The 16,469-nt window shown below is 48.4% G+C and carries 13 protein-coding genes and 1 riboswitch; of the genes, 3 read left to right on the top strand and 10 right to left on the bottom strand.

The features are described from left to right. Nucleotides 1–2: 2 nt before the first annotated feature. A complete protein-coding gene (locus MKX75_RS02450) occupies nucleotides 3–692 on the bottom strand; it encodes a hypothetical protein (protein ID WP_339168272.1) in 690 nt (229 codons plus the stop codon). Nucleotides 693–1,236: 544 nt separating this feature from the next. On the opposite strand from MKX75_RS02450, the gene MKX75_RS02445 reads away from it, so the two are divergent. After that, on the top strand, nucleotides 1,237–2,190 hold the full coding sequence (locus MKX75_RS02445) for an L-lactate dehydrogenase (protein ID WP_062837244.1): 954 nt from the start codon (nucleotides 1,237–1,239) through the stop codon (nucleotides 2,188–2,190). Between the two features lie 136 nt (nucleotides 2,191–2,326). Here the strand turns inward: MKX75_RS02445 and MKX75_RS02440 are convergent, their stop codons facing one another. Beyond that, a complete protein-coding gene (locus MKX75_RS02440) occupies nucleotides 2,327–5,035 on the bottom strand; it encodes a PAS domain S-box protein (protein WP_339168271.1) in 2,709 nt (902 codons plus the stop codon). Nucleotides 5,036–5,336: 301 nt separating this feature from the next. Here MKX75_RS02440 and MKX75_RS02435 point away from each other — a divergent pair, with 301 nt between their 5' ends. Continuing rightward, the gene (locus tag MKX75_RS02435) at nucleotides 5,337–5,897 is read left to right on the top strand and encodes a DapH/DapD/GlmU-related protein (RefSeq protein WP_062837242.1); all 561 of its coding nucleotides are present in this window, start codon (nucleotides 5,337–5,339) and stop codon (nucleotides 5,895–5,897) included. Nucleotides 5,898–5,992: 95 nt separating this feature from the next. Here MKX75_RS02435 and MKX75_RS02430 read toward each other — a convergent pair whose 3' ends face one another. The 5 genes from MKX75_RS02430 to MKX75_RS02410 form a co-directional block, all read right to left on the bottom strand. Further along, a complete protein-coding gene (locus MKX75_RS02430) occupies nucleotides 5,993–6,727 on the bottom strand; it encodes an ABC transporter permease (RefSeq protein WP_339168268.1) in 735 nt (244 codons plus the stop codon). Between the two features lies 1 nt (nucleotide 6,728). Further along, a complete protein-coding gene (locus MKX75_RS02425) occupies nucleotides 6,729–7,445 on the bottom strand; it encodes an ABC transporter permease (protein ID WP_062837240.1) in 717 nt (238 codons plus the stop codon). Continuing rightward, complete coding sequence (locus MKX75_RS02420; protein WP_062837239.1) at nucleotides 7,442–8,356, bottom strand: ABC transporter ATP-binding protein; 915 nt, start codon at nucleotides 8,354–8,356, stop codon at nucleotides 7,442–7,444. The genes MKX75_RS02425 and MKX75_RS02420 overlap by 4 nt, the downstream gene beginning before the upstream one ends. Before the next feature lie 86 nt (nucleotides 8,357–8,442). After that, nucleotides 8,443–9,978, bottom strand: a complete 1,536-nt coding sequence (locus MKX75_RS02415) for a HAMP domain-containing sensor histidine kinase (RefSeq protein ID WP_339168267.1) — start codon at nucleotides 9,976–9,978, stop codon at nucleotides 8,443–8,445. 26 nt (nucleotides 9,979–10,004) lie between these two features. Further along, a complete protein-coding gene (locus MKX75_RS02410; protein WP_339168266.1) occupies nucleotides 10,005–10,688 on the bottom strand; it encodes a response regulator transcription factor in 684 nt (227 codons plus the stop codon). A gap of 223 nt (nucleotides 10,689–10,911) precedes the next feature. On the opposite strand from MKX75_RS02410, the gene MKX75_RS02405 reads away from it, so the two are divergent. Next, nucleotides 10,912–12,672 (top strand): alpha-glycosidase, encoded by a 1,761-nt coding sequence (locus MKX75_RS02405; protein WP_339168264.1) that lies wholly within the window; start codon nucleotides 10,912–10,914, stop codon nucleotides 12,670–12,672. Nucleotides 12,673–12,855: 183 nt separating this feature from the next. On the opposite strand, the gene sdaAA is transcribed toward MKX75_RS02405, so the two are convergent. From sdaAA to MKX75_RS02390, 3 genes are all read right to left on the bottom strand, one after another. Then, on the bottom strand, nucleotides 12,856–13,830 hold the full coding sequence (sdaAA, locus tag MKX75_RS02400) for an L-serine ammonia-lyase, iron-sulfur-dependent, subunit alpha (protein WP_339168263.1): 975 nt from the start codon (nucleotides 13,828–13,830) through the stop codon (nucleotides 12,856–12,858). Continuing rightward, complete coding sequence (gene sdaAB, locus MKX75_RS02395; protein ID WP_339168261.1) at nucleotides 13,820–14,509, bottom strand: L-serine ammonia-lyase, iron-sulfur-dependent subunit beta; 690 nt, start codon at nucleotides 14,507–14,509, stop codon at nucleotides 13,820–13,822. The genes sdaAA and sdaAB overlap by 11 nt, the downstream gene beginning before the upstream one ends. 252 nt (nucleotides 14,510–14,761) lie before the next feature. Beyond that, nucleotides 14,762–14,885: riboswitch (glycine riboswitch) on the bottom strand. 357 nt (nucleotides 14,886–15,242) lie between these two features. Beyond that, entirely contained in the window at nucleotides 15,243–16,343 is a 1,101-nt protein-coding gene (locus MKX75_RS02390) for a phosphotransferase (protein ID WP_339168259.1), read from the bottom strand. Nucleotides 16,344–16,469: the final 126 nt, after the last annotated feature.

Here is a 16,469-nt window from a genome sequence, read left to right as displayed (position 1 = left end):
GCTCAAGCTTCCTTATGCTTCTTGGGCAGCAGCCCGAACAACATACGCAGGGATGCTCCCTTGGGTTTACGTTTTCTTCCCTGAAAGCTGCGCAGATTGGTCACGAGTTCACGATCCCGCTCCTCTTCCAGTTTCTCGTTCATCCATAGACGCTGTTTTTCCATCTGTTCCTGAAGCGCCATATGTGTATCGGCCAGATGCTGAAGAGTCAACTCCAGTTCATCGACCCGCTGTTGCAGCAGCTGTACCCGATCATCCTGTTGTTGTTGTTCCACAGCACCATAAGTGACCTCACTTACCAGCTGCCCCAGACCCTCATAGGATCTCAGATTACCTGTTACTTCAGGTTCTTCAGGGTATACAGATGACATCGATGTTGCTGCACATTCTGGCTCTGAGAGACCTTCAATTCTCACTGCGGGTACATCTACATTTACTTCTACGACAGGTATGTCTGGAGCCAATACAGTCACCACAGCATCAGCTAATGGCAGATTATGCTCTCTAAGTTCGGTCATCAAGCGTTCAATGCACTCGATGTCGTCTGATTTGAATAGTCTGGATTTGTTGGCGGAACGTTCGAACCGGTATCCCTGCTCTTCCAGTGCCGCCGCATATTTACGAAGAGTACTGGCACCTATGCCCAGGCTCTTGGCCGTTTCCGTCGTTGCTCCTGCTTCTTCAATCATCATTAATTCCCTCCCGGAATGAAGTCTTTTGGGAATCAATTTCATAATATCTTTAGTGAGTTATGAAATTGATTCTTGGATAAAAACATTATGGCTTCAGCGTTCCTGTATGGAACCGTCATCGGATCGGGGCAACCTGTCTTATGGATCATGTATGCTTATCTTTTGCTTGTCCGTATGTATTCGTCAGCTTCTCGGCAGATCCCTTTGGCGGTTTTGTTCTGTTTCTGCGGATTCCTAAGAACTTTTGTCAGGTATATGATTCGCACAAATAACCCTTGATCCGACAACGAGCATGAATGCTGTCATGTCGAATAAGACAGGTGCAAATGCCGTCAAATCAACGGATTATGAATTTTCCATGTCAATTTTGTTAACTTCGTTACTCCAGTACGCTCCCGCGATAGCGGATATCATTGCTGTATAGCTTTTTTATGTGTTATCTTATGTAACGTAGAAATACATTTCAGCATAAAATAAAGGACTATACTTAACATAGGACGCGTAAGTGACGGATAAATATCAATGTAATGGGGGCTGAACGGCAGTGTTAGGCAAATCAGGTAAAGTAGCGGTGATCGGGGCGGGTCTTGTCGGTTCGAGTTGTGCGTATTCCATGATTAATCAATCGATATGCAGGGAAATTATGATGGTGGACCGGACGTATGACCGTGCTGTAGCACAGGCACTGGATTTTTCCCATTGCATGGACTTCACACATAATCGCACCAAAGTATATGCAGGAACGTATGCCGATTGCGGCAATATGGATGTCATTATCTTAACCGCCGGGGCGAATCCCAAGCCAGGACAGACACGGCTGGATATTTTGGAGGAAGCGGAGTCCATTGCCAAAGACATCGTGGTTCCCATCATGAACAGTGGATTTAACGGGATTTTTGTCGTCGCTGCCAATCCGGTTGACATAGTAACTTATATGGTATGGAAATTATCCGGCCTCCCGCGCGAACATGTCATCGGTACAGGCACGTCCATTGACTCTTCACGACTCAAAACGCTGCTGTCTGAAGTCTTCTCCATCGATCCACGCAGCGTGCATGGTTATGCTCTCGGGGAGCATGGAGAATCCCAGTTCGTGGCCTGGTCGCATGTGACCATCGGCGGTAAACCGATTATGCATATTATGGATCAGCACAAGGAGCGCTTCAAACATCTGGATCTGGACGATATCGCACGCAAAACGAAAGATGCCGGCTGGGAGATCTTCACTCGCAAAGGCTCTACCCAATTCGGGATCGGCAACGCCCTCGCGCACATCACCCGTTCCATCCTCAATGACGAACACAAAATCATCGCCGTATCAGCTATTCTGGACGGAGAGTATGAGCAACATAACGTCTGCGTCGGTGTTCCTGCAATTATCGGCGGAAATGGCATTCAGGAGATTATCGAATTGAATCTGGATGCAACAGAACGCCAGAAGTTCAATAACTCCTGTGAAATTCTATCAGGTAACATCAATCGTCTGACACTGGCATAAGCCATTCGTATAAGCTCCAATTCTATGCATCAGCTCAATTTCAAAAGCCTGTCAACGCAAACATGCCAATAATCCTCCATCTGAGGAGGATTATTGGCATGTTTGTATTTATTATTTTTCACGGTCGAACTATTGTTCAATTCGGTGCAAGCTGAGGTTCGTCCCTTGGTCCCCATTGCTGTAACACCCGCTTCAACTCACTCAGCATAACCGGTTTGCTAATGAAGTCACGCATACCTATCTCCAAACAAGCTTCCTTGTCTTCACGTTTGGCATTGCCTGTAACAGCAATAATTGGCGGTATTCGGTCTTGTGGAATCAGGCGGTGTAAAAGGTCTGTCGCCTTCAGTCCATCCATCACAGGCATATGAATATCCATCAGGACAATATCATAAGCATTCTGAGAGATGGCATCAATCGCCTCTACGCCATTGGTACACACATCTGCCTGGTATCCGAGCTTCTCCAGATATTCTCGCAGAATCTTCCGGTTTACCGGATGATCTTCCGCCACCAGAATACGCATGGCGACCTTGTCACTTTGACGTGTGCGATCATGATGGAACTGACTTGCTGTCTGTTCCGCTGAAGCTTCTACACTCGTCGCAGGGACAGCAAACCGGAAGGTCGAACCTTCTCCTTCTATACTCTCGACACTGATACTGCCTCCCATGATCTCTACGAGTCGCTTGGAGATGACCAGGCCCAAGCCAGTACCACCATACTTCCGGTTAATCACCGGATGCAGCTGAGAGAAGGATTGGAACAACTGATCCAGCTTGTCAGCGGGGATGCCAATCCCCGTATCTTGCACCGCAAAATCAAGAACGCTGTCTTCGGGCTTTCTGCCCTTGATGATATCTACGGTGACATCAATACTTCCCCGGTCTGTGAACTTCAGCGCATTGCCAACCAGGTTCACCAGAATCTGTCGGATACGTATGGAGTCGCCTACCATGAACTCAGGGATACTTGGATTGAGACGAAATCTGATCTTCAGATTTTTCTCATCTGCACGGGGTTTAAACAGTTCGGCAACCTGTTCCAGCATCTTGCGTAATGCAAATGGTTCATAAGCCAGCGCCATTTTCCCGGATTCCAGCTTACTGAAGTCCAAAATATCATTAAGGATGTTCAGCAGAGCATCGCCGCTATCTTGAATAATCTCGGCGTATTCTCGCTGTTCCTCCGATAAATCGGTACCGATCAACAACTCGGTCATACCCACGATCCCGTTCATCGGTGTCCGGATCTCATGGCTGACCATCGACAGAAATTCTGACTTGGCCTGAGCTGCGAGCTCAGCTGTCTCTTTGGCACGTACAATTTCACGTTCGCCAGTCACATCATTGAACACGACCACCGCGCCCTGAATCTGTCCCTGTTCAATAATCGGCGTCACCTGATACTGCACCAGAAAGCTGCTGCCATCTTTACGCCAGAACACATCTTCCTTGATTGAGCGTCTCTGTCCATCCAAAACGGTCATGTGGATTGGGCACTCTTCTTTTGGGAAATGACTCCCGTCTGCACGCGTGTGATGGATAATGGGATGTGAGTTTTTGCCGATGAATTCTTTCGGTTCATAACCGAACATCGAAGCTGCTGCAGGATTCATAAACATGGTGATTCCATCTGCATCCAAACCATAGATTCCTTCCGTAACCGTGTTAAGAATCAGCTCATGTTGCTTGCTAAGCTCCTGAATCCGTTCCGTATATTCCTTACGCTCTGTAATATCGGATACGATTCCATAGACACCTACCACTTCTTTATCCACAATAATAGGCACATTCGTAACGGATACTTCGATCTTCCGACCACTTGAATTGACAATTCGGGTCTCATAATATTGCGGTTCGCCCTGCTTCACCATTTCAAAATTCGTTTGGCCGTATTGCACTTCGCATTTATCCAGATTGGATAAAAACGATTTACCAATAAGCTTATTGCGTGGAACATTCAGCATTTGTACAAGCTTGCTGTTCACCGCACTATATTGGCCTTGCATATTCAATGAATACACGGCTGCCGGATTATGTTCGAACAGTGATCTGTAACGCTGACGACTTTCTCGAAGACGTCTATCCGCATCTTTGTGCTGGGTAATATCCCTGCTAATGCTTACAATCTGAATTTTCTTACCCCGCACTCCAGCCACAGGCTTCGCCAATGTCTCCATCCAGATATAATGTCCTTTTTTGTGTAACACGCGCATCTTACAGCCATTGCCAATCTCGGAAAGCTCCATAGGATCAGGATAATCTCCCGGATAACAATAATCCTTGAAGGACTTTCCTGTAACTTCCTCTGGCTTATAACCCAGCAAGCTGTACACGGAAGGTGAGACGTACAACAACGTTCCATCCGTTGCACAGGTCGTAATCAGATCTTGTGCATGGTCAGCGAGCACCTGATATTTCTCTTGTGTCTCCCGAAGCTCACGCTCCACTTCTAACGTCTCGGTAACATCCTTGGCAATACCATAGATGCCAACAACTTCTTCACCCTCCGTGATGGGCACATACGTTATCTCTGCGTGTTTCAAAGATCCGTCTTTATGATAAAAAGTAATGGAATTACTGACTGAACGTCCAGCCAGTACCTCTTTAATATATTCTTTGCGTGAATTTTCACTGTCCGGAGGACAGATCTCACTCTGATTCTTACGAATCAAGTCATCCAGTGTATACCCTGATATCCGCTCTACCGAGGGATTAGCATCAATATAGTTTCCATGGATGTCCATCACATAAATGGCATCCGGGTGGTTAAAAAACAATGATTGGTAAGAACTTCCCTCAGAAATAATGCGCTTCAGGGTTTCCATTTTATTAATATCCAAGGCTTACCCCTCTTTTCTCAGCCAATATCTTCATCTAACAGCAGGAATTAATTATTTCCGTAGAAATGGGCCTACCCTCGAATAACCATGTAAGCCTGCCTAGAAACAGCTTTTTTTATTTTACCAGATTCTCGTGTGCTTTTGCTTACAATCTATGATTCAATTCACATGAAGTGTGATGTAATAGTTGGAATTTAAATTTCTACTTTATTATAATTCAGAAATTCAACGATACAAATTGTATCAAAAAAGATATAATCGTTAAAAAGCGTTATTTGACTACGGAGAGGACGGATGAATCATGCTGCCCAACAGAGTTAAAATTGTTTATGGCAAACTAAGAGGCTTGGCCATCTTTGGTAAAATTCAACCCTCAATGGGCCTGCTGCCACGAATTAGGGGTAAGGTTTATCTGAATAAATTGGGTGATTTGCAGGTGGGAAAACGGCTTAACATCATAGGCAAACCTTGGGGAACCCAGCTAACCGTGGTCAAAGGAGCACGATTAACCATTGGAGATGACGTCATGATTAATGCCGGTGTGGGGATTGCGGCTAACGTAGAGGTGACGATCGGCAATAATGTCATGATCGGTCCTCGAACAAGCATATTTGACAGTGCCTATCACCGCATTGATTCGCTGGATGACGGGAGCCAGACCGCCAAAAGCATCATCATTCAGGATAATGCCTGGATTGGCACAGGCGCACTCATTTTGCCCGGAGTGACGATTGGCAGAAATGCAGTCGTGGCTGCAGGAAGTACGGTAACTAAAGACGTACCCGAGAATACACTTGTAGCCGGAGCCCCGGCCAAAATCATTCGGGAGTTAACCATTCACGATGGGTGGGTCAGACATTAGAAAAAATCCTCCTCAAGCCTACATACAACAGAGCTTTGCATGTTTTGCTTAAAGAGGATCTTGATCTTACGATAACCAGGCTTATAACAGATTATTCAAATTTCTTTTTTTGCAAAATACATCATGCCTATCCCAATGAAAATGACAGCACTGCCTCCGACGACCGCCAGCATCGTCATCAACGGAACATTATAGGCTCCGAAACCTCCGCCATCCATTGGCGTCATCAGAATCATCGGTTGTGCCCATGGATAATACGGCCCAAATGTAGCTGAGTTTACGATGAGAATATTCGGTACGGTCAGTGCAAAATTCAGTGCGAGTGGTGCGGCAAAGCTGCTCCACACCAATGAAACGAACATCTGCAGGGCAGCCAGTGGTACACAGGCCAATAATCCAAGCAGGAGCTTGCTCACCAAGAATCCCCAAGGGACTGGCCCTGTGATGACATGAATCAACCCTGCCAGCAGAATGGACATCAGCAACAATGCTTGTGTACCCGCCAGAAGCATGAGTACAATCGTCAGTTTGCCTGCATATACACCTGAACGTGTGAGCGGCAAAACCAGCATCTGCTTCCACCCTCCTCCTGCATGTTCAAATCGGCAGATAAAGGACGTAAACACGCCGGTCAGCATTGGCAACAGGAGCAATCCATGCAGAAATACCATGGTGCCCATCAAAACCTGCCAATTCCCAGAAGGCGTGGACAAGAGTCCGATGAGCAGCGCAATGAGTGGACTCAGCAGGATCAGCAGCCATATGGGCGATTTACCCATTTTCAACCGTTCAGCAGATAGAATTCGGAAATAGGTTGTCGCGAAGCTCATGTCAGGCCACATCCTTCCGACTAAAGTGCACCATACCCAGCAACAGAATCAAGATTCCCAGACCTGCACCCATGCCTGCATACAGATATGGATTGGGTCCATTCCAGGCCATCTGCGCCCAAGCGAGTGGAAAGTTCGGTGAGATACTGAGTGCGAACATGCCCGTTATCGCTAGCACAATACCAAGGGTGACCGGAAGCGCCTGATTCTTGTTTACCATCGTGAGCCATAACTCCAGAGATAACACGGGAAGCGCACCAGCCAAAGGTAGCAGCCCCAGCTTAATCGCCTGCATCCAAGGGATCTCACTGGCATGGAATCCGAGGATCAGTCCCAGACCCACGATTCCAGCGGTTAACAGCAGGCAGGAGATCATCAGCAGCAGACAAGCAAGCAGAAACTTAGCCAGATACACAGCCGGTCTAGGAATCGGCATCGCAAGCAGCTGCTTCCACGATCCCTGTTCATGCTCAACATTAGCGATCATCGAGCTGAGAATGGTTGCCCCCAGCATCAGAGACAAAGGCACAAAGATAACCACATTGCCCAATAGCCCACCCCACAGGTTATCGGCGTACTGTTCTTTCAGATAATCCAGCCGTAGCCCGAAATTAAGCGCCTGCATGGCTATCAATCCAATCGGAGCCAGGAAGACGAGAAACCAGATGCCTTTCCCGCGAATCTTGAGCCAATCCGATGATAATGCACGCCTGGTCATATGGATGCCCCCTCGCCGATGACCCGCATGAACAGATCTTCCAGAGACTGACGCTGTTCCTCTACACGATACACATCATGATCCTGCTCAATTAATCGGCGCACAAGCAGTGCCACCGAAGGGTTATCCATATAAGGGAACGTTAACGCAGAACCCTGCCGCTGACCATATTGGCCCTGTTCTCTGGCCAGCTTCATGGCCTCTTCCGGCTCCGATACCGTTAACCGGATAGAGCTGCCCGTCTGACTATGCAGACTCGCAATGGTATCCTGAAGCACCATCTTGCCTTCACGGATAATACCGACGCGACTTGCCATCTGTTCAACTTCACTCAGTAAGTGGCTGGACACCAGAACAGTAATGCCATGTTCCAGAGGCATGCGTTTGATCAATTCCCGAATCTCCTGAATACCGGCAGGATCAAGCCCATTTGTCGGTTCGTCCAGAATCAATAGCTCCGGCTCACCCAGCAAAGCGCTGGCAATCCCCAGACGCTGCTTCATCCCAAGGGAATATCCCTTCACCGAACGTTTGGCATCCTTCGTCAGATCTACAATGGACAGCACTTCAGCAATTCTCGATTTCGGCACATTGATAATGCGGCGCAAGGTCTCCAGATTCTCTACTGCGTTCAGATGTCCGTAATAGGACGGGTATTCAACTAGGGAGCCCACACGACGCAAAATGTCCATGCGCTCCTTGCGAATATCCTTGTCGAAGACCCGGATCACGCCTTTGGTTGGTTTAATCAAGCCGAGAAGCATGCGAATCGTTGTTGTCTTGCCGGCACCATTGGGACCGAGGAAGCCATAGATATCTCCCTTTTTAATATGCAGATCAAGTTCACGGACCGCTGCACGGTCCCGGTATGTTTTCCATAAATTCGCCGTTTGAATAATATTTTCACTCACTGTATGATCACCTCGGAACTATCGTAACCTTCCAAGGTTAAAGCCAAGGTAGTCTCCAGTTTAAATTTAGTTTAAAAAAAGGGATTTCAGCGGTTTGTTGTTTCCCTGTTTCCCGTACCACTGTAGATATATGTCCTAACACCGGTATTGGAACTGTCCACCCGCTTCCGCAGTCCCATCTCACGAATCAACAGGTCTACAATGGATAGCCCCAGACCCGTCCCCTTCGTGTCGGAACTCGGTTGCATTCCCGGACCCCGATCCTGAATAACAATAGCGGTCTCGCCCTGAATCTCCTGGGTTGAGATGCCAATGTATTTCCCGCTGGCGGCATGACGGATCACGTTCTGGAACAGATTATCGAGGATACGACGCATGCCCTGTTCATCCATATGCCAGATCAGCGGTTCCTCTGGCAGGTCAATATCAATCTCGAACTCTTCTTTCTCCCAGACTGGGTACCAGGCCGCCGCCGTTTCCCTGACGATCCGCAGCATATCTTTCTCCTCCAGCTTCAGGGTATATTTCCCGCTCGTGAGCAAATTGTAGGATAACATGTTGTCGATGAGCCCGCCGAGATCCTCCATTTTCGCTTCCATTCGATGTAATGAACGGTCACCTCGCTCACTAAGCGCTTCCTTGTGCAAAGCATGCATATGTCCACGAATTACTGTTAGCGGGGTGCGCAGATCGTGGGAAAGCCCCGCAATGAGACGTTTGCGCAATTGTTCTTCCTCTCGTTCACGCTCGCGGCTGTCGGACAGTTGATGCACCATCTGATTGAAGGATTCCTCCAGCTGACCGATCTCATCTGACCGGCGGATATCCACCGGAAGTGGAATGCCTTCCTTGCCCGGGGTCATCATCGCCGTCTGCAGACGAATAAGTCGCTTGCGAATACGTGCAAAGAAGAGAATCGACATGATGATGAAGATCAGAAAGATGAGAGTCATGACAATGCCAAGATACAAGAGTTCCATTGGCCAATTGTTCTGTTTCATTTGCAAAAGAGATCGCGGCACTTCAATGACCATGAAGCCCTGTCCTCTGTCCTGTTCATCTCCGCCTACATAGGCAACTACAGTTAGTGGATCACGATAGGTAGCTTCTTTCATGAATTGCACGGTATTGTTCGCATTCCATTCAGCTGGAATTCGGGTCTCTGTAGTTTTCCCTGAATCCAATGACCACTTCAATATCGTGTCTGATTTGCCATCCGCCGACGTGGATTTCACCAGCGATACATCTTCACCACCCAGAATAAAAACCGTCTCACCACGAGCATTCACTCGATACATGGAAGCTTTGGAATACTTGCGATGTAACTGCTTCAACCGTGCGCTAACCTCTCCATCTGTAGCACCATCCAGTTTCTGTGCTTCACGCAACCACAAGTTACTGATTCGGGTAACGTCACCATATGGTGACGCTTGATTCGAATTCGTGTTATTCACCACCACAACATAAATGATGGATATGATCGGAAGAACGACGGGCACGAATAATACTGCCGCGAGAATCAGGATCATATATCTGGACATCAAGGACCGCCCAAAGCGAAGCTTGCGTCGCCCAGATTGCTTTTGATCCATGCCTCGTTCTCCCTTCTGTCCTCTCTTCATGATTTTCCGTTCTCTGAACCGCCGGATCATGGCTTTTTCACACGATATCCCACACCGCGGACCGTCTGAATAACACCAGGATTGGCCGGATCAAGCTCCAGCTTTTCGCGCAGATGTCGAATATGTACCATCAAAGTCTTATCCCCATCCAGATAGGGCTCGTTCCAGACAGCTTCATAAATCTGCTCTTTCGTTCGAATCATGCCCATATGTCGTAGCAGGTAAGTGAAGATGTGAAACTGTTTTCCTGATAAAATAATCTCATCCCCCGTCTCCTCATTGACGATCCGATTGTCCTTCTCATAGATGGAGAGATGATCCAGCTTCAGGGCTACATCCGATGAGACCGCTGTTCCTGCCTTACGCAGTTGAACCTCAATCCGGGCAGCCAGTTCATCGGGATGAAATGGTTTGGTCACATAGTCATCAGCAAAATCGAGACCATGCAGCTTGTCGTCAATGGACGTTCTGGCGGAGAGCATGACAATGGGTACGGCGGGATATTCTTTTTTGAGTCGCTGGCCCACCGTAAATCCATCCAATCCTGGCAACATGACATCCAGGATAATGAGGGAGCAACCGACAGCAGCCTCCGCGGCACCTTCACCACTTCCGAGCCATTGCACCTCATAACCGCGTTCCTCCAGATCGGCTCTGACCCAAGTCGCAATTTCCGTATCGTCTTCAATATATAACAGTTTGGTTTTCATCCGAATATTCGTTTCCTTTCTGCCCCCATTGGGTTAATGATATATCTGAGCATAATAATGATAAAAGCTGCCTATAACCTATGGATTCATGTCTTATTGAAATGTTGAAGTCTCACGTTGCCACGCATTCTAATTATAGCTTATCCATTACCTTGGGTAATGTCATATCCATCAAGTCTACCAAGTACATATTAGTTCTACACCTGACGGGAGGAATTTCATTATGCTGCTGGAAGCCATCTATCATCAACCGAAACGGAACTGGGCCTATGCCTATGACCAAGATACAATCCATCTGCGCCTGCGTACCAAAAAAAATGATCTGACTGAGGTACACGCCTTGACCGGTGACAAATACGCTTGGGATGCAACCAAAGCGCTGGTTCCCTTAACCAAGTTTACCTCTGACTCCATGTTCGATTACTACGAGGGCGAGGTGAAACCTCCCTACCACCGGCTGAAGTACTCTTTTCTGCTTAAAAACGGAGACGAACAGATCTGGATGACCGAGACGGACTTCCAGGAAGAAGAGCCGGACGATCCGGGTCGTATGTTCCAGTTCCCTTATATTCATGCCGGAGCTGTATTCACACCCCCTGCGTGGGTTAAGGATGCGGTGTTCTATCAGATTTTCCCTGAACGATTCGCCAATGGTAACCCGGATATTAGTCCGGAAAAGGTTGAGCCGTGGGGTGGTGAGCCGACACCTTTCAACTTCTTCGGCGGTGACCTTCAGGGCGTGATCGACCATCTGGATTACATCAGCGAGCTGGGCATTAATGCGATTTACTTCACACCTATCTTTGAGGCAACCACCAATCATAAATATGATACCGAGGACTATCTGCGGGTAGACCGTCACTTCGGTGACGCAGATACCGTGAAACGACTGCTCGAGCTGTGCCATGCGCGCGGAATTCGCGTACTGCTGGATGCCGTGTTCAACCATTCCGGGAAGACGTTTGCGCCGTTCGTGGATGTGCAGAAGAACGGTGAACAATCCAAATACAAAGACTGGTTCCATGTAAAAGAATTCCCGCTGGATGTGAAGGACGGCATTCCTACGTATGAGACCTTCGGATTCGAAGCGCACATGCCGAAGCTGAATACGGAGAATTCCGAGGTAAAGGCCTACCTGCTGGAGGTTGCCGAGTACTGGATCAAGGAAGTGGGTGCGGACGGCTGGCGACTGGATGTGGCAGATGAGGTGGATGATGCATTCTGGCGTGATTTCCGTCGTGTAGTCAAGGCCGCTAATCCGGAAGCCTATATTCTGGGCGAAGTATGGAACGAGTCCTCCTCCTGGTTGCAAGGCGATCAGTTCGATGCGTCCATGAACTATCCGTTTACCGATGCCGTGAATGCTTTCTTTGTGAAAAGTACAATGCACGCCGAACAGTTTGCGAACTCCATTGGTCGGCAGTTATCCCGCTATCCGCTTCAGGCCAGCGAAGTGGCGTTTAATTTGCTGGACAGCCACGATACCCCGCGGCTGCTCACGCTGTGTGAAGGCGACCAGCGCAAGATGAAGCTGGCTGCGTTATTCCAGTTCACTTATATGGGCGCTCCGTGCATCTATTACGGAGACGAGATTGGAATGGACGGCGAGCATGATCCGGGCTGCCGTAAATGCATGGAATGGGATGAAGCGAAGCAAGACCGGGAGCTGTTCGACTTTTATCAGAAGCTGATCTCCCTGCGTCATGCTCATCCTGCTCTGCGTGCAGAAGGCACCATTCGTTTCCTGCAGGCTCGTTCCGATGGTAGCCAACTGGTATTCGAGCGGCAAAATGAGAAGGAACGCATTCTGGTTCTGTTCAATCGCTCAGAAGAGACGGCCATTGTCGAGCTGGAGGCTGGTGACGAGGAATGGACTGAGTTATTCGGCGGAAACCATCGTACCGCCAAGGAAGATGGCGTGCTTGCGATTGAACTGCCTGCGTATGGATATGCCGTACTGAGTACGGCTGTGGGCCAGGACTAGATTCATAATACACATACATCAAGAGTCACATTTAAGAAATCAGCTTAGCTTCACCTGGCTACAAAAAATAAGCGTCCTGCAGACCTGGATTCCAGGGTTGCGGACGCTTATTTGGTGTATTTTGTGTATTTGCCGTTATGGATAAGTTCGTAGACTCGTTTCTCGGAAGTACCTGTTTTCAGATTAACCTTGAGAATCCGTGTCTGTCTCACTTACAGTTGTGTTTGAGTCGTCAGTGGTATTTGAACCCTGTGTTTCCGTCTCAGGCTCTGCTCGCTTTGCCTTCGGTTTAGCCAGCTTCTGCATCATTTTGCGGCCGGTTGGTGTCTGAGCCAGTCCGCCCTGGGCTGTCTCCCGATGGCGGCTCGGCATCGCACTACCCACTTCCAGCATGACGTCGATGACTTCGTCTGACGGAATGGCACTACGCACTCCGGCCAAGGCCATGTCGGCCGCAGCCAGTGCCGTAACGGCACCCAGTCCGTTACGGACGATGCACGGAATTTCAACGAGGCCTGCAACTGGATCGCAGATCAGGCCCAGTGTATTTTTTAACGCCAAGCCAACGGCATGAACGACCTGTTCCGGTGTACCTCCACGCAGTTCAACCATGGCACCCGCAGCCATGCCGATCGCGGAACCCACTTCCGCCTGACAGCCACCTTCGGCACCGGAGATAAATGAATTGTTGGCGATAACATAACCAATCGCCCCCGCACAGAACAACCCGTTCACCAAATGTTCGTCCGTCCAGCCAAATCGCTCCTGTGAGCTAATAAAAACACCGGGGATGATGCCGCAGGAACCGGCTGTTGGTGTTGCTACGATCCGACCCATGGAGGCATTCACTTCAGATACACACAGGGCATACGCCATGGCAAGTGCGGAAGCATCTCCCGAGCAAGTCTCACCCTTGCGAATGTATTCGGCCATTTTTTTGCCGTCTCCACCCGTTAATCCACTGCGTGAAGTGGTATCTTCCGTTAATCCTTTGCGTACCGCTTCCTTCATCACTTGATAATATTCAGACATCTGCTGCACAACATCCGCTTCAGGCGTATTCGTTTCTTGGACCTGCTCCTCAATCATCAGCTGAGCAATCGTTTTGGATTCCGCTGTACAGATCGTGTTCAGTTCGTGCAGATGTTTAAACCGCATCCGAATCAACTCCTCTCTTCAAATCAATGACACGAATGTCCAGTACATGGTCGAGCGTACGCAGACGCTTCAGCATATCAGGATTCGGCACGCCGTCCATCTCCATTGCCGTCAGTGCTTCACCATCCCGGGCTTTCCGATCTACCTGCATATAGCCGATGTTAACCCCGGATGAACTGATCGTGGACGTCACCGATGCGAGCACCCCCGCTTTATCCGCATGACGCAGAACGAGTGTTGGAAACTCACCACTAATCTGAACACGAAAATCATTCATCGCATGCACCGATACACTACCACCACCAATGGAAGCTCCGATCAAGGAGCAAGCACGTTCGCCATGCCACAATTCAATTTTGACCGTATTTGGATGAGGAGCCGGCAGGCCACTTGTATAAAATTCAACCTCCATGCCCGCTTCCTCTGCGTATTGCTCTGCATCCGGGATACGCGGATCGTCTGTGACATAGTCCAGCAGACCGCCGATCAATGCCAGATCCGTGCCGTGCCCCTGATACGTATCTGCAAATGAACCGTACAGCGTCAGCCGGGCACGATTCGGCGTGCAGCCCAGCCACTGACGAGCAATTCTTCCCAGCCGGGCTGCTCCAGCTGTATGTGAACTTGAAGGACCTGTCATGGACGGACCAATAATTGAGAAAACATCTTTAAATCGCACCTTGTAACCCTCCAATTGTATTCGTCATTTCCATCCAGAAACTGAGCCATATTGTTCCTTATTTACTGAATGATGACATCAAAAAAGGACAGAAGAAGGCCTCAGGCCCTCTCTCTGTCCTCGATACCTGAGAGTTTCACAATCAGCAGTGTCTCACGACAAGGTGTATTGCCTGCGATTACAGACAAGATCACCGGACTGACTGATCATATACCCCTTGGGTGGCGCAGTTCGCGCACTCTCCAGAGTTGCGTCCAACGATGGTACATTTACCTGAGAGATTAACCACTGCGCCGGGTGCGCAGCAGCTTGCTCCTTCGGTGCCTGAACACTAGCCATTTTGCTCAGCTAATCAGGTCTCTCCCGCTCGTTATCATCCGCTGTATGGAACCATTCTGAGCTTATACAGAATAGTAATGGAAGTCGTTAATTTCTTCTTCATTAAGATTAATCGACCGGAAGATCAGTGTCAACAAACTTAACGATTTCTTTGGGTATATTTCCTTCATTTCCTATTGAGCCAACGAAAAGCAGAATATTTTGTCAGCTTTCATCACATTAATACGATAAAAGATCTTTCAACAGCTCATTTCGTTTTCCTGTAATCCATACAATGATGTGCTTACTACTATTTATGATGTTGTCCATGAAAACGTTCGGGTGCTCAGGCAAACATCATCTTTGAACCACACTGCTCAGTAGCTCATCTGGGTCTGCACATCTGGATTATCATTCACAGTTCGTAGAAGATACTCTCGTTCTGTACATAAGGTCTGCAATACTTGCTACATAGCTTCGGCATGCGGTCTTTCATCCATTCGTGCCTCGACACGTTTGCCATCTGAAAAGCATAATAACCTAGTGTAAAGATCAACATGAACCCTTCCATTAATCGGATATCACGATCCGTCAGTGGTGCGGTCTGTTTCGTATAACCGGATAAGAATATGTCACGTTCTTCCCGATTGAACATCAGCGCAGCCCCTCCCGCATCGAAAAGATAGTAACCATAGCCATGTAGACAAAAATCAATCATGGAAATCCCCTGATCTGTTATCAGCAGATTGTTACGCGTAATATCTCCATGAATGACGCCCCATATCTCCGTATGCTGCGGGTACGTTTCCAGCTGCTCATTAATGTTCTCGAACGTCTCACGAAGCAGATCGAAGTCTTCCGTTGTAAAAATCCCAAGTCGGACGCCTTCCTCCAGTTGTCCTAGCATGACTAGGTTCTCATGGATGTTGCCATATGCCGGGCGCACCTTCGTTCGATCTAGCTGGCTCATCTCTCTCCCTGTCCGCTGATGATCGTTGCCATCCACTACTCCTTTACCATCAACCGTTCCCTCAGTGGCTTCGGCCGTATCTTGCACACGTCCATATTGATGAAGCGTCTGCAGTTGGACACCCAGATCATAGATCTGCTCTGTTGTCAGGCGTTCTCCCTGCTGGATGTCCCTGCCCTCAATCCACTCCAGCACTGTACAACAGATTTCTTTACCCGCTTCACTTGTCCATACCGTGACCCAGTCTCCCAATACATTCCGTACCGGATGCTGCACGCGCAATGTTGTCGTTGCATTTAACTCATGAAGCAGGTTCATCTCCGCCTCTAGTGCAGGAAGCGTATGCTGAATACCTGTCATACTTGCATAGGCAGCTTTGTGTATCCGTAGCAGATACTTCTGCCCGCTGGCTTCATCGACGACATGATACGTCAGATTTTCATTGTGACGAATATAGGAAACGACAGGTTTCTCCATGCTATAGTTCTGTATGATCTGGGCTGCCATGTAGTCGTAAGACAACTGATCCGTAGTGATTATCAACATCCCCCTTCGAAGATATGTAAACGCTCTCTCAATACTGATTATCGTAGCATGATTGTTTGATATACAGCAAATTCTTCCAAAAAGAAATTAAAAAAAGCACAATCCCCGAACAACCGTTCAGGCATT

This window comes from Paenibacillus sp. FSL R5-0341, assembly GCF_037975235.1.
GTDB classification, from domain to species: domain Bacteria; phylum Bacillota; class Bacilli; order Paenibacillales; family Paenibacillaceae; genus Paenibacillus; species Paenibacillus amylolyticus_A.
Note: the sequence above shows the minus strand (reverse complement) of the source record. Positions and strands in the feature narration are given on the sequence as shown.

Excerpts from the sequence above, each read along its gene's own strand:
- MKX75_RS02390 (WP_339168259.1), bottom strand. The coding sequence starts at position 16,343 with ATGTTGATAATCACTACGGATCAGTTGTCTTACGACTACATGGCAGCC.
- MKX75_RS02415 (WP_339168267.1), bottom strand. The coding sequence starts at position 9,978 with ATGAAGAGAGGACAGAAGGGAGAACGAGGCATGGATCAAAAGCAATCT.
- MKX75_RS02430 (WP_339168268.1), bottom strand. The coding sequence starts at position 6,727 with ATGAGCTTCGCGACAACCTATTTCCGAATTCTATCTGCTGAACGGTTG.
- MKX75_RS02405 (WP_339168264.1), top strand. The coding sequence starts at position 10,912 with ATGCTGCTGGAAGCCATCTATCATCAACCGAAACGGAACTGGGCCTAT.
- sdaAA (WP_339168263.1), bottom strand. The coding sequence starts at position 13,830 with ATGCGGTTTAAACATCTGCACGAACTGAACACGATCTGTACAGCGGAA.
- MKX75_RS02425 (WP_062837240.1), bottom strand. The coding sequence starts at position 7,445 with ATGACCAGGCGTGCATTATCATCGGATTGGCTCAAGATTCGCGGGAAA.
- MKX75_RS02450 (WP_339168272.1), bottom strand. The coding sequence starts at position 692 with ATGATGATTGAAGAAGCAGGAGCAACGACGGAAACGGCCAAGAGCCTG.
- MKX75_RS02435 (WP_062837242.1), top strand. The coding sequence starts at position 5,337 with ATGCTGCCCAACAGAGTTAAAATTGTTTATGGCAAACTAAGAGGCTTG.
- MKX75_RS02410 (WP_339168266.1), bottom strand. The coding sequence starts at position 10,688 with ATGAAAACCAAACTGTTATATATTGAAGACGATACGGAAATTGCGACT.